Raw genomic sequence first — 14,052 nt, 5'->3', positions numbered from 1 at the left:
ATATACACAATACGAACGGCGACTATAGCATATTTGTGGTGCAAATTTGTTGGCGAAGTATGATTAAGGTGACGTTTTGTAAACCGGAGCTTGCTAATGTTTGAAAAATCCAACATTCCAACAAATACTTAGACTCTTATGTGTCTCGTTTAAATACACAACGGATCCTTTTGTAGTACTGCAAAATAGGTATTTGGAACATGGAAGCAACTCGTAAAACGACCCAAGTCTGTAAAGTACTGTCTGTTGAAGATGATGTGGACTATCAAGCAGCATTATTACTCTCTTTGCAAACGCTTAACTATGGTGATTTTAAGGTCGAGTTTCTTTGCGCGAACAGTGCTCAAGAAGCGGCTTCGGTCATGGCGAAACACCCAGACATTAGCTTAGTACTATTAGATGTTGTGATGGAAGATGAAGACTCTGGGCTGCGTTTAGTCCGGAGTATCCGCAATACCGTAGGTAATCAGATGGTGCGTATTATCCTGCTAACAGGCCAACCAGGGTTAATGCCACAAGATGAGCTAATGTCTTCCTATGATATAGATGACTATTGGAATAAAAGTGAACTCAGCCATGAGCACTTACAAACCATTGTGCTTGGTAATTTACGTACTTGGCATCATTTGTATGCGATGCAACAAGCGCGTCTTGGTCTGCAAATGATGATTGAGTCCAGTCAGCGTATCAGCAGTAAGTTGGATCTTAAAAGTTACACACAGTCCATTCTAGATGAGTTGGCTCGTGTCTTTAAGCTCGAAAAAGGGGGCATCGTTTGCATTGCTCATCAGCAGGATGAATTACCTGATCAGGCGTTAGTATTCGCTGCGGCGGGGCAATTTCGGCCATGGTCCAATCAGTATTTAGGGCGCGTATCACCTGAAGCTGAGCTGGTTCGTGTGTTTGAGCAGAGTATACAGGCAAAATGCCATGTTCTAGAGACGCCTTTTACGGCACTGTATTTCTCAAGTGTTGAAATTGACAAGCGTGACTACGTTGTCATTGTGAAATATGAAGAGCCATTAAGCGAATTTGACATGGATTTGCTGCAAATCTTTGGCGAGAACATTAATGCAGGGTTTACTAACGTTGCTCTTCATAGTCGGCTCTCGGAGCTTGCTTATCAAGACAGTACGACAGGTCTACACAATAAAAACTGGCTTTTAAAACAGCTGGACAGTTTATCCAAAGCTGAGCGAAAAGACGCCAAGCTCGTCATGCTCTTTGTTGAGGAGCTCTCGTACAGTGAGGTTCTGCTTGGGGTTCAGTTTGGTCGCTCTTTGATGATGCATTTAGCGGCGCATCTGAAAGCCTGCTTCGTAAAGGCTATTGATATTGTTCTCTATGAGCGCGATACCCTGATGTTGCTGGTTTATGACAGCCAAGATTATCAGCGGCAGGACTTAGAGCATGTGCTGCATCCACAGCTAGATATCGAAGGCGTGTTACATACGATTGATCTCACTGGCACCATCGTCAAATTGTCAGATTTACCTACCCATCAATCTTCCGCGCAAATACTGGGCATTACAAAAAGCTTTTTAGAGCAAACAAAACATCGAAATGTCGATTTTGGTGTGTTCAACGCTCAAGAAATGAATGATATGCAAGAGCGCTATGAGCTGATGAAAAAAATGCGCAGTGCCATAGAAGAAGAGGAAATCTTCATCCATTTACAGCCAAAAGTTGCTCTAACAGACGGCGCTTTAAAGGGGTTTGAAGTTTTGGTTCGATGGCAAGACAGTGAAGGTAAAATGATTCCCCCTGATCGGTTTGTGCCACTTGCTGAAAGTTCGGGCTTAATTGATAAGTTAGATGAGTACGTGACTCGACAAGCATGCCAAGCGATTAAGTATTTGCGTCAATCGGGTGTAGACGTTCCTTTGTCAGTCAACGTCGCAGGTTCAGAAGTCTCTCGTATTGATTTCGCAAACCGCTTTGCCGAGCTACTGCAGAAGTCGGGTGTCTCCATGCAGGATATCGAGATAGAGGTCACCGAAACGCAATTGATTGAAGTATTTCGAAATGCCGCAGGCTGCCTTGATAAACTAAGTCAAGGAGGCGTTAGGGTTAGCATCGATGATTTTGGTGCAGGGTACTCTTCATTGTCCTATTTGTCGCAACTAATGGCTTCTGAACTTAAGATTGATCGCCAATTTGTATGGCGTATGGATCGTTCTAAACAGGACCATCAAATCGTGCAAATGATTATCGATTTAGGCCATTTGCTGAATATGAAGGTGATTGCCGAAGGCATTGAGACGCAGGCGCAATATCAAGCTCTATTGGATATGGGATGTGATGCTGGACAAGGTTACTTAATCGGTCGCCCCATGCCGCTTACGGATGTGTTAAGTTGGTTGGAACATCACCATAGAACTCACTCATAAATGAAGCGTCCTTATATTGCGATTTTTGCGCTCCCACTATTGTTGGTTGCGTTATTAAGCTACGCTGCTTGGCATCTTTGGCAAGACCGTGTTAGAGAGCAATGGCGCCTCGATCAAATAGATACAGTGAATCGTGGCGCTGTTTTGATGTCCCGAGAGCTTGGACATATCCAGCAAACCTTGTCTTACATGGATGAAGTACTGAGACAGTTTTATCGCCCAGATCAGTTTGATGACCTAGCTCGCTGGCAGACGGATGTAGCGAATTATTTCATTCGTTCTGCTGGTTTATCCGATTATATGTCGCAAATTCGTTGGCTAACGCCCGATGGTATAGAGGCGGTTCGTGTCAACATTTTGGGTCAGCAAACAGAAGTGGTAAAAGGGACCGATCTTCAAGATAAGTCTAATCGATACTATTTTATTGAGGGTATGAAGAGCGCTGCTCAAACTGTCTCTTTTTCACCCATTGACTTAAATGTTGAACGTGGTGCCATCGTTAAGCCTTATGAGATAACCGTAAGAGCCAGCATAAAATTACTAAGTCCAGAAGGTAAGGAGTTAGGGCTGCTGGTGGTGAACTATAATCTTAATTACTTATTTGCTCGATTACGCTCTATGCAAACAGCAGCGAATACCTTTGAGATGATTGATCAAGAAGGAGATTGGCTGATATCGCAAACACCAGAACAAGAGTGGCGTCATCTATATGGTGACATTTTATCGTCTTTTCAAAATCAGCTGCCTAATACTTGGGCGGAGGTGAAAAACAGCCGAAACTTACAGGCTTTGATGCTAGCGGATGGTCGTCCCATGACCGTTTTACCCAGCTATGTGGATGAACAGCAAACTGGGATGCCAAATTATTTCTTCTTGTCCCAAGTGCGCTCCAACATCTGGAAATCAACCAATCAACTGGCCTTGTTCTTTACGGTGTTCATTAGTGTGATTGTATACAGTTTTCTCGTCTCCATTTTAATGCTGTGGTGGCGTAATACCGAACAACGAAGAGTGTACATCCACGCGTTGCAACAGGAAAAAATCCGGCTAGAGTTAGCTCAAACACAGTTACAAGAAAGCAATCGGGATCTTGTCACCTTGCAAAGTGAGTTAGTTGAAAAAGGGAGATTATCTTCTCTAGGGCTGCTCGTCGCAGGGGTTGGTCATGAACTGAATACACCCTTAGGAGGTGTGCGTTTAAGCTTGTCATCGTTGGAGCATTTATCAAAGCGGCTTATACCGACATTAGCAGAACAGGATCAGACTCTCTTTCAAAGTAGCCTCAACTTAGCGAATCAGAACTTAAGCCGTGCCGTACAAACGGTCGCGCAATTCAAACGCATTACGGAAAATCAAATGAATTCAGACAAGGATAGTTTCTTAGTGCAAGCCATGTTTGATGACACCTTAGCACCCTTAAAAGCGATTCTAAAAAAGCATCCACATATACAGATAATGTGTCATGGTGAGCCAGAGGCAGAGATGCATACCGCTCAAGGGGTGCTGTCCCAAATTCTTCAGAATCTCGTTATGAATGCTTTGGGCCATGCATTTGACGAAGACTCTGCCGGGATTATTACCTTAACGGCCAAGCAAGAAGAAGAATACGTTATCGAAGTATCAGACAATGGTAGAGGGATCGACAATAAGATTATTGACCAGATTTGGGAGCCGTTTGTCACGACAGAGCGCGGTGTTAAACAGCACTCTGGGCTGGGTTTATTTATGGTGCATCAGTGGGTGACGAAGCTTTTAAAGGGACGTATTACCGTTTATAGCGAGCCTGGTCAGACCCGCTTCACCTTGTATATTCCTATTCCTGATGGCAATGAGCATTAGGCTTGCTTGCATACCAGCCTAGAATACTCCAAATGAGACATAGGACGATGAGCGCATAAAGCCCTGTGTGCCATTGCCCTAGCCAGTCATGTAAACCACCCATTGCAACAGGGCCCATCGCTGCTAGGGTGTAACCGACCAGCTGTGCCATACCAGACAGCGCGGCGGCTTGTTTAATGCTGTCCGTGCGCAAGCTGATTAACGCTATACCTATGACAAAACCTAAGGTGATGCCAAAACCAAATAATAACGACCAATAAGCGGCCCAAGCAGTGAATTCAGCAATGCCAAACAATCCGATTAGCGTACAAACACAGGCCGTAGCGCTTAACTGCCGGTTACTTTTGAGTACGCGTTGCAGCAAGGGCAATAGCAGACCAGGTAAGGCCCCCCCCACTTGAACATAGCTGTGGTAGACCCCTGCGGTGACCGGTGCAATGCCTTGATCCATATAAATAGTGGGCAGCCATGCATTGACGATGTAATTGATTACTGAATCCAAAGCAATGAACAACGTAATGAGCCAAGCTAATGGCGAGCGCCAAAGGTTGATAGGCAGTGTGGTGGTAGGCGCTTGGGCAGCATTGGATGGAGATTTTGGTAACCAAAACCAAAGCACAACAGGCACCAGCACCAACAGTATTTGGCTGGCTAAGGACAGCGACCAACCTTCGCCCAATGCAGACAAATGTTGTTCTGAGAACAAAGCAATGGGCATGGCGCTGCCCGTCATCAGTGCACCGCCTACATTCATCATTAGAACATACAACGCGGTTAGTTGAATGATGTGTTGAGCAAAATCCCGCTTTAGCAAAATAGGCAGTAAAACATTGCCTACTGCGATGCCTGCTCCGATTAGAAATACTCCCAAATAGAGAGAGGGCAGCATACCCAAGGAGCGCAGTACCATGCCGATCAGGATACACACTGCGCCGATGAGTAATGCGGTTTCAATTTGCCAACGGCGAGCGAGCCAAGTGGCCACTGGGGCAAAAAAAGCGAAGCTAAGTAACGGAAGTGTGGTTAATAGACCTGATGCGGAGCTGGTCAGTGACAAGTCATGTTCGATACGCTCAATTAAAGGTGCAATACCGACCACTGGCCCTCTCAAGCAAAGGGCTAGTAGCATGATAAATGATAATAATAAAAGGGTATCGCGCCTAATGTAGGTGGGCATGTTTTCGAATTCCGTCGGTGTAAATGCTTGAACCATGTGCAGTATATGGGATAGCGTGCTTTACGGTATTGTGAAATTAAGACAAAAAATGACGAAATTCAGACAAGATGAGCAACCGGTACTGACAGACTTTGGTCCAGCCGACACATTAGCTCAGCCGATGATCCTCCAGCGAGAGAGTCATCATCAAGAAACCCCGTGGCACAAACATAAAAAAGGTCAACTCATTCTTGCTTTAAAGGGCTCGGTTACAAGCTATGTCGAGCAAGGTATGTGGCTTGTGCCACCAAAATGTGCGGTATGGATTCCAAGTCAACAAGTTCATCGAAACGCATTTACCCCTAATTCAGATGTCTGCATGGTATTTATCGATGTGGCAATGACTCGTTTACCAGATAGCGTTTGTACCATGGCGCTGACACCACTGATGCGCGAACTCATTCTTCATATTGCGACCTTACCTATCAAACACGAGCCAGACAGTCAGGCAGAGCGTTTGGTAAAGGTGCTAATGGAGTTGTTAGAGCAAGCACCACAGGAGTCGTTTGATTTTCCAATCCCAGAAGAGCCTCGTTTACGAGACTTGGCACAACGGCTTTTACATCAGCCAAATGACCGCCGTACGTTGGCGCAATGGGCAAAGGACTACGCTATGAGTGAGCGTACGTTAGCGCGTTTGATCCGTCAGCATGTACAGCTTACATTTGGGCAATGGCGAGCACGCTTACATACAGTGCTCGCTCTCGAGAAACTGGCTCAGAAGTGGCCAATACAGCGAATCTCAGATGAGCTAGGTTACGAATCAGTCGGAGCATTTATTACGTTCTTTAAAAAGCAATTTGGTTGTACGCCAAAACAGTACCAACAACTGCGTTGGGAAAAGAGGTGAGATTGAATGGCTAAATTAGGAAAAAATGTTTAACTGCTTAAATTCTCACATATATAATCTGCATGCTGCCAATACAATTTGCTTAAGCTTTTCTTAAGTTTCACTGTTTAGAATCGGAAAAATTCTGTCCAAAGCATTAGGAATCGGCCCATGAAACCCAGTTTGTCCGTGGTATTGCCTGCCAAAAATGAGCAAGGAAACATTCGACCGCTAATCGAAGAAATTCATTCCGCACTGAGCACACATACAAAGTTTGAGATTGTGTTAACAGATGATGGCAGCGATGATCAAACTGGACAAGAGGCGATCGAAACCGCCAATCGACTGGGTTGCCAGCTTAAAGTTCTGCGTCATTCTAGTAGCTGTGGGCAAAGCACGGCGGTTCATACTGCGATCCGACATGCGGAAGGTGAATTTATCGCAACATTGGATGCTGATGGTCAGAATGATCCAGCTGATGTGGTGGCGATGTTAGAAAAAGCCAAAAAAATCAGTAATCCACATTTTTGCATCGCAGGTTATCGTAATAAACGCAAAGATACCCCTTGGGTACGACTGCAATCAAAAATCGCCAACCGAGTACGACAGTTTTTCTTGGCGGATGGTGTCCCGGATTCTGGTTGTGGCTTGAAAGTATTTCGTCGAGAAACGTTTTTGCTATTACCTTATTTTGACCACATGCACCGTTTTTTGCCTGCCTTGATTTGTCGTATGAACGGCGAGATTGTTGTTTACCCTGTCAACCATCGTGATCGTGGTGCAGGTGTATCGAAATACAATGTTTGGAATCGCTTGTGGGTGGGTATTGTCGACATGTTTGGTGTCTTATGGTTGCGCCGTCGGACTCGTTGGCCGGTAGTTGAAGTGACTCATAAAGACTAATAAAGAATGAAATTTCTTAAAATCGTTCTGTTAGTCGTATTGGCAGTTTTAGCGTACGGTCAGTCGAACAGTGAAATTTGGCTGCACATTGCCGATAAAGATTGGATCGCTGCCTACGTTGCAACACATGGTGTACAAGGATTAGTACTGCTGTTTGCTTGCGCTGTGATTTTTACGGCCATTGGTGCACCTCGGCAGCTAATTGCGTTTACCTTTGGTTTCACGTTTGGTGGATTGAGTGGGGTGCTACTGGCTTTGCTCTGTACCATATTAAGTGCAGTGCTTGTATACAGTTTGGCGCAATGTCTAGTGAAGCAAGCCTTGATTCGTTACTTTGATCGACGTTATCAGCGCTTCCGCGAATTTGTTTCGGTTGATCCTTTCTCAAAAGTGTTACTGGTTCGCATTTTTCCCGTTGGAAGTAATGTCATCACGAATTTATTATCTGGGGCCGTCGGTGTGCCCTTTATGGCCTTTGTCAGCGCTTCAGCTTTAGGCTACTTACCACAAACAATCATTTTTGCTTTAGCAGGTTCTGGTTTTGGCTCGGCTAATCAGTGGCAGTTCATCGTCAGTATTCTGCTCGGTATCGTGAGTTTAGTACTTACTAGTCACTTGTATCGTCAGTATAAAAAGCAGCATTCCAATATCGTCACCATAGGAGAGTAATTCCGTGTTCTCACGTTTGTACGAACGCTTAATGAGTGATGATTACGGCAAGGTGTTAGCCGTATTACTATTAATGGCTTTTGTTTTCATCTTTGCTGGGATTGGCTTGCGTTCACCTTGGCCAGCGGATGAGCCTCGTTTTGCGGAAGTCGCCCGAGAGATGGTGACTTCGGGTAACTGGTTCTTCCCCATCCGTGGCGGTGAGCTGTACCCTGATAAACCTCCGGTATTTATGTGGTCGATTGCCTTTTTCTACTGGCTATTAGGCAATATGAAGGTGGCATTTTTGCTACCGAATGCCTTAGCGTCTTTGTTGACGTTGGTGTGTGTGTACGACATTGCAGCCAAGCTTTGGAATGTGCGCACCGCACGAGTGGCGGGGCTGTTATTGCTGCTGGCGCCACAATTTATGTTGCAGGCGAAAACCGCGCAAATTGATGCCATGGTGGCCTGTTGGATCACGGTAGCCATGTATGGTTTGATTCGCCACTTTTATGTCAAAGCAGATCTACGCTGGTTGTGTGTCTCGGGCTTTTTTATGGGGGTGGGCATCATAACCAAAGGGGTTGGCTTCCTACCGATCCTGTTCTTTATTCCTGTTTACATCCAGCAAGCTTTGCAGAACCGTCGTGGTTCATGGCGCATGCTTTGGGAACCGCTATTGACGCTTGGCTTTATGCTGTTGGCGGTGCTGTGTTGGTTGGTTCCGATGCTGTATTTGGCGGACAGTAGTGGTAATCCAGATTTTATTGCCTACCGTGACAACATTATGTTCAAGCAAACCGGTGAGCGTTATGCCAATGCTTGGCACCATATTTTGCCTTGGTGGTATTACCTCGTCGAAGCGATTCCATCTTTGTGGTTCCCGCTGTCGTTTATGGTGTTAAGCCGAAGTTTCTGGCGTTTCCTAGTGCGTCACCGCATTGCCTTGGTGTTGTTCGCTTGGGTCGCATTAGTGGTGTTCTTTTTTAGCTGGAGCCCTGGTAAACGAGGTGTGTACATCTTGCCCGCGGTGCCGATGTTAGCGTTATTGATGGCGCCTTGGTTGGCGCAGCAATCGCCTGAGCGTTGGCTTCAAAGAGTGATCAAGGCGCTGCTTTGGTTGGTACCTGTGCTGCTATTTGTGACTGCGGGTATGTTGTTAGCAGGCAAGAAGTCCCTAGTGGATCATCTTGATGGCGTAGTCAGCCCAATAACAGTGGCACTATTCTTTGCTGGATCCGGCATGGCTTGGTTGGTGATTTTGCTGTGGCAGCGTCGCGCACCAGCATTGCAAGTGTTTGGTGCGGTGATGGCCGCGACTTGGTTGCTGTACAGTACTTGGGGCTATGTGGTGATGGAACCGGTGCGTGCTGGAGCGCAAAAAATCATGGCAGATACGGCAGAGCGCATTGGTCCTGAGGCGGAACTAGGCTTAGTGAAGTTCAAAGAGCAGTTTTTATTGTTCTCACCGATACCATTGACGCATTTTAGTTATCTAGCGCCGATGGAAGAGCAGTACCGCAACGCTTGGTTTTGGCAACAAGAGCAGCCAAATCGTTACTTGTTGGTGCCAAAAGAAGAGCCCACCCCATGTTTTGACATCAGCGGTGGCGAGTTGATGGGCATCGGCCATGGTGGTGAATGGCTATTGTTAGATCGCGTTGACATGCTCGCTGAGTGTGCACCGCCTAAGGCGCTGAAGCGTTATCAGATGCCGTTTTCTGAGGATCGTGTGTTATGAAGTTTTTAGTGACTGGCGCAGCCGGTTTTATTGGTAGTTATGTTGCAAAGCGCTTGTGCGAAGCAGGTCATACGGTCGTTGGCGTGGATAACCTTAACGATTACTACGATGTCAGCTTAAAACACGCACGTCTGGAGCATTTTGCCCACGACAACTTTAGTTTTCACACACGCAGTATCGAAGATTACGACGCTCTGAATGACCTGTTTCAAGAGGAGCAATTTGATCGTGTGATTCACTTGGCAGCGCAAGCTGGCGTACGTTACTCCATCGATAATCCAATGGCCTACGGCGCCAGTAACTTAACTGGCTTTTTGTCGATCATAGAATGTTGCCGTCACCATAAGATTGAGCATCTGGTATACGCGTCTTCCAGCTCTGTGTATGGTTTGAATAAGTGCATTCCTTTTTCCACCGAAGACAATGTCGATCATCCGATCTCTTTGTATGCGGCGACCAAAAAGTCGAATGAGTTGATGGCCCATTCATACTCGCATTTGTACCAATTGCCGACCACGGGGTTGCGCTTCTTTACCGTTTATGGCCCTTGGGGGCGCCCGGATATGGCGCTGTTTAAGTTTGCCAAAGCGATCCTAGTGGGCGAGAGTATCGATATCTACAACCACGGCGATATGCAGCGTGATTTCACTTTTATCGACGATATTGTTGAAGCTGTGGTGCGTATTCAAGACGTGATCCCAACGGCGCAAGACAATGAAGCCAACACGCCGAATGTCAGTGCGACGGCGCCGTACCGTGTGTTTAACATCGGTCACGGCAGTCCGGTGAAACTGATGGATATGGTGCAGGCCTTGGAAGATTCCTTGGGTGTCGAAGCGAAGAAGAACTTCTTACCCATGCAGGCGGGGGATGTATACACCACCTTTGCCGACACGGAAGACCTGTTTAAAGCGATTGATTTTACCCCAAGCGTGGCGGTGAAAGAGGGCATTCAACGCTTTGTTGATTGGTACAAAGCGTTTTATAAGGTTCAGTAGTTCCTGACACAAGGTAGCCGCGAATGCTTAGCGGCTACGTCCGCCTTTGCCTGCGGGTTTGGCCGGTTTGCCACGACCAGCGCTATTTTTACCGTTAGATAAAGGTTTACTACGGCCCGCGCCGCCTTTACCTACTGAAGCTGGTTTACCGCCGTTACCTTGAGGTTTACCACCTTTGCCGTTGGTTTTGCCTTGAGCTGGTTTACCACGACCACCAGTAGCTGGCTTACCGTTAGCGGGTCGTCCCCCTTGGCCACTTCCTTTACCTCGTTGCTCACCACCACGGCCTGGCCCTCCAACACGAGGCTTACCGTCACGATTGCCTTTACCTTGTCCTTGAGGACGTGGTTTTGGCTTACGAGGGTTAGAGGCTTTTGGTGCCGCATTGCCGTCCGAGTCTTTGGTCATGTCAGCAATCGTGGCGATCTCTTTTTGCGTCAGGTCACGCCAGTCACCCAAGGCGAGGCCTTTAAGGGAAACGTTCATGATACGAATACGCTCAAGCTGAACCACTTCATAGCCAAAGTGCTCAGCCATACGGCGAATTTGGCGGTTTAAGCCTTGCACCAAGGTGATGTTAAAAACAAAGGTCGACTCTTTGTGCACCTTACATTTCTTGGTCATTTGACCCAAGATCGGCACACCATTACTCATGCCTTCGATAAAGGCATCGGTGATTGGTTTGTTGACCGTTACTAGGTATTCTTTTTCGTGGTTGTTCGACGCACGCAGGATCTTGTTAACCAAGTCGCCGTTGTTGGTCATAAAGATCAGACCCTGAGAGTCTTTGTCTAAACGACCGATCGGGAAGATACGCGCACCGTGTTTTACGAAGCTAACAATGTTATTCGGTTCGCTCGACTCAGTGGTGCTGACGATGCCCACTGGCTTGTTCACCGCGATAAAGATCAGATCTTCCGCTTCCATTGGCTCAATGGTTTGACCGTTTACTTTCACCAAGTCGCCAGGCGTGACCTGATCGCCAATGCCAGCCCGCTTACCATTGATGTAAACACTGCCTTGCTCAATAAAGCGGTCCGCTTCACGGCGTGAACAAAGGCCGCTTTCACTGATGTATTTATTCAGGCGAATAGAGGTTTTTAACTGCATCGAATTAGCCTTTAAAGCCACGGCCGACTAGGTATACTTCACGAGAACGTGCTCGCGAAGACTCTGGCTTACGTACCACGACACTGTCAAAGTGCGGACGCATTTGCTTGACGAATTCTTCGTAGCCTTCTCCTTGGAACACTTTCACTGCGAATAAGCCTTTTGGCTTAAGCGTTTGAATCGCCATATCCAGTGCCAGTTCGACAAGATACATGGATGAGGCTTGATCGACCGCCGAGACACCACTCATATTCGGTGCCATATCAGAAATCACAACGTCCACTGGCGCGCCATCGACTGCGGTCATGATCTGATCGAAGACTTCCTGCTCAGTGAAGTCACCTTGGATAAACTCAACTCCTGCGATGGTGTCCATCGGCAAGATATCCGATGCGATGACTTTACCTTTGTCACCCACTAACTTAGACGCTACTTGTGACCAGCCACCCGGAGCAGAGCCTAAATCCAGCACCAAGTTACCAGGTTTGATCAGTTTATCTTTCTCGTTCAGGGTCAGCAGTTTGTAACTGGCGCGGGAACGGTAACCGTCTATTTGAGCTTTTTTAACGTACGGGTCGTTGACGTGTTCTTCGAGCCAACGGTTACTGCTTTTTGATCGAGCCATGGTGATTTCGCTACCGGATTGAATAAAAACGCTATTGTAACCGCTGACAGCCAATCAGCAAAGGAAGCAAGGCTCTGACAGAGTTCTAAGCGGACAAGATAATTTTGCCTGCCAAGGCAACGAGGATCAGCCCTGATAGGCGATCAATCAGCACTGCTTTTTTACGTAGTCCATTCAGAAGACGTTGATTTGAAAGCATTAATGTAATCAGGGTGTACCACAAACCATCGATAATGAAAGGCGTCATCACCATTAACATTTTGCCATCGATCGAATGTACGGAGGCGACAAAGGGGCTAAACAAGGCTGCGAAAAAAAGTGCAATTTTAGGACTTAACAGTGAAATCAATAGGCCTTCTTTAGCTGATTGCCAAACAGGCATGGTTTGACCCGCTTCCAGCTTCGCGGCGATACCGCCTTTGGAACGAATGGCATTAACACCCAAATAGATTAAGTAAGCAGCACCGGCGTAGCTGATGATCTGATACAGCCAAGGCAATTGATGGAAAATCACTGCTAAGCCGACCATGGAAATAAACGCGTAAACCCCGATACCAAACGCATGGGCCCACGCCGCGGCTAGGCCATTGGCTTTACCGCCCGCTAAACTGTGTTTGGTAACCATTACCAAGCTTGGCCCTGGTGACATGGCGCCCAGCAAACAAATCGCTAATAAAGAAAGCCAGAGTGTTAGTGTCATGATGTTCTCCTTTTGAAGAAATGCACTTTAGCAAGTCGTGAATATCAAATGAAATCATGATTGATCAACATGGATATGATTTAAAATCATAAGCTACCGAGCCTTTTACCCTCGTCATGATCTCCTCAATCACGCTTCGAGCCCACATATGGGCAGGGTCTAGGTCGTATTTGCTGTGCCATGTGAGCCAGTATTTATGTTTTGGCGTTTTCAAAGGGAGTTGGTGATAGGTTAGGTCATAGCGTTCGGAAAGGTTTTTAGCAATGTGCTCTGGCGTTATCAGGAGCAGCTCACTGTCACAAAGCGCTTGGGCGGCGGCAAAGAAGAACGGTACATTCAGCGCGATTCGGCGTTGTTTACCTTGTGCTTTAAGCGCGGCATCGAACAGCCCATCTTTATCACCGCCCCCGACTATTTTTATATGTGGATAATGAAGAACCTGATCCAGGCTAATCGACTCTGCTGAAGCCAGTGGATGATGAGCGCCCATTAAACACACAGAATGATCTTCACCGATTTGAACCGAGGATAGCCCTGCTGGTGCTTCTAGGGACATGCTGGAAGCTAGTTGGATACCTTCATCATGCAATTGATGGAGTAAACTCGGCTGCCATAAGCGATAGGTTAAGGTGACTTGCGGTGCTTCTTGCATCAAGGTCTTGGTGATTTCTGGCAAAATATACTGAGCAACGTAGTCGCTAGAAGAGAACACAAATTCCCCTTGCCACAGCTGGGGGGCGAACACCTCATCGCTCATCAAGTCGTCCAACTCGACGAACCAGCCTTCTAATTTCTTCTGTAATAGTAGCGCTTTGGGCGTCGCAATCAGCAAGTTGCCATCACGAACTAACAAGGGGTCTGCAAACATTTCTCTCAGAACGCTCAAATGACGGCTGACAGCGGATTGAGTCAGGTTGAGTCGGTTTGCTGCATGGCTGACATGGCATTCTTCCAAGAGGACTTTTAACGATCGCAGCAAGTTGAGGTTAATGTTTTGATGCATGGGGTGTTCTCGTCACGCGCATTAAAGGCCTTAACATAACAGTTTTT

12 protein-coding genes are annotated in these 14,052 nt (G+C 46.8%); 7 read left to right on the top strand and 5 right to left on the bottom strand.

The genetic code is table 11. The annotated features are described in order from the left end of the window. The first annotated feature begins 200 nt into the window (after positions 1–200). Both JHD44_RS10880 and JHD44_RS10875 read left to right on the top strand, forming a co-directional pair. Positions 201–2,390, top strand: a complete 2,190-nt coding sequence (locus JHD44_RS10880; RefSeq protein ID WP_199462776.1) for a putative bifunctional diguanylate cyclase/phosphodiesterase — start codon at positions 201–203, stop codon at positions 2,388–2,390. Further along, positions 2,391–4,229 (top strand): sensor histidine kinase, encoded by a 1,839-nt coding sequence (locus JHD44_RS10875; protein WP_199462775.1) that lies wholly within the window; start codon positions 2,391–2,393, stop codon positions 4,227–4,229. It abuts the gene before it with no gap. Here the strand turns inward: JHD44_RS10875 and JHD44_RS10870 are convergent. Continuing rightward, positions 4,204–5,406, bottom strand: a complete 1,203-nt coding sequence (locus JHD44_RS10870) for an MFS transporter (protein ID WP_199462774.1) — start codon at positions 5,404–5,406, stop codon at positions 4,204–4,206. The two genes, JHD44_RS10875 and JHD44_RS10870, sit on opposite strands and share 26 nt — an antisense overlap. Positions 5,407–5,494: 88 nt before the next feature. Between JHD44_RS10870 and JHD44_RS10865 the strand changes: the two genes are divergently transcribed. The 5 genes from JHD44_RS10865 to JHD44_RS10845 all read left to right on the top strand — a co-directional run bounded on the left by JHD44_RS10865 (position 5,495) and on the right by JHD44_RS10845 (position 10,567). Continuing rightward, positions 5,495–6,295: an AraC family transcriptional regulator gene (locus JHD44_RS10865; protein ID WP_199462773.1), complete on the top strand. Its 801-nt coding sequence runs from the start codon at positions 5,495–5,497 to the stop codon at positions 6,293–6,295. A gap of 150 nt (positions 6,296–6,445) precedes the next feature. Then, positions 6,446–7,177, top strand: coding sequence for a glycosyltransferase family 2 protein (locus tag JHD44_RS10860; protein WP_199462772.1), 732 nt, complete (start codon positions 6,446–6,448; stop codon positions 7,175–7,177). A gap of 6 nt (positions 7,178–7,183) precedes the next feature. Continuing rightward, entirely contained in the window at positions 7,184–7,846 is a 663-nt protein-coding gene (locus tag JHD44_RS10855) for a TVP38/TMEM64 family protein (protein ID WP_199462771.1), read from the top strand. Between the two features lie 4 nt (positions 7,847–7,850). Further along, complete coding sequence (locus JHD44_RS10850; protein ID WP_199462770.1) at positions 7,851–9,569, top strand: ArnT family glycosyltransferase; 1,719 nt, start codon at positions 7,851–7,853, stop codon at positions 9,567–9,569. Then, on the top strand, positions 9,566–10,567 hold the full coding sequence (locus JHD44_RS10845) for an NAD-dependent epimerase (RefSeq protein ID WP_199462769.1): 1,002 nt from the start codon (positions 9,566–9,568) through the stop codon (positions 10,565–10,567). The genes JHD44_RS10850 and JHD44_RS10845 overlap by 4 nt, the downstream gene beginning before the upstream one ends. Positions 10,568–10,594: 27 nt before the next feature. On the opposite strand, the gene rluF is transcribed toward JHD44_RS10845, so the two are convergent. From rluF to JHD44_RS10825, 4 genes are all read right to left on the bottom strand, one after another. Beyond that, entirely contained in the window at positions 10,595–11,677 is a 1,083-nt protein-coding gene (rluF, locus tag JHD44_RS10840; protein ID WP_199462768.1) for a 23S rRNA pseudouridine(2604) synthase RluF, read from the bottom strand. 4 nt (positions 11,678–11,681) lie between these two features. Continuing rightward, a complete protein-coding gene (gene rlmE / locus JHD44_RS10835; protein ID WP_133561703.1) occupies positions 11,682–12,302 on the bottom strand; it encodes a 23S rRNA (uridine(2552)-2'-O)-methyltransferase RlmE in 621 nt (206 codons plus the stop codon). Positions 12,303–12,387: 85 nt separating this feature from the next. Continuing rightward, the gene (locus JHD44_RS10830) at positions 12,388–13,002 is read right to left on the bottom strand and encodes a LysE family translocator (RefSeq protein WP_199462767.1); all 615 of its coding nucleotides are present in this window, start codon (positions 13,000–13,002) and stop codon (positions 12,388–12,390) included. A 64-nt stretch (positions 13,003–13,066) separates the two neighbouring features. Next, positions 13,067–14,005, bottom strand: coding sequence for a LysR family transcriptional regulator (locus JHD44_RS10825; RefSeq protein ID WP_199462766.1), 939 nt, complete (start codon positions 14,003–14,005; stop codon positions 13,067–13,069). Positions 14,006–14,052: the final 47 nt, after the last annotated feature.

The sequence above is a fragment of the Marinomonas ostreistagni genome (assembly GCF_016461785.1).
GTDB classification, from domain to species: domain Bacteria; phylum Pseudomonadota; class Gammaproteobacteria; order Pseudomonadales; family Marinomonadaceae; genus Marinomonas; species Marinomonas ostreistagni_A.
Note: the sequence above shows the minus strand (reverse complement) of the source record. Positions and strands in the feature narration are given on the sequence as shown.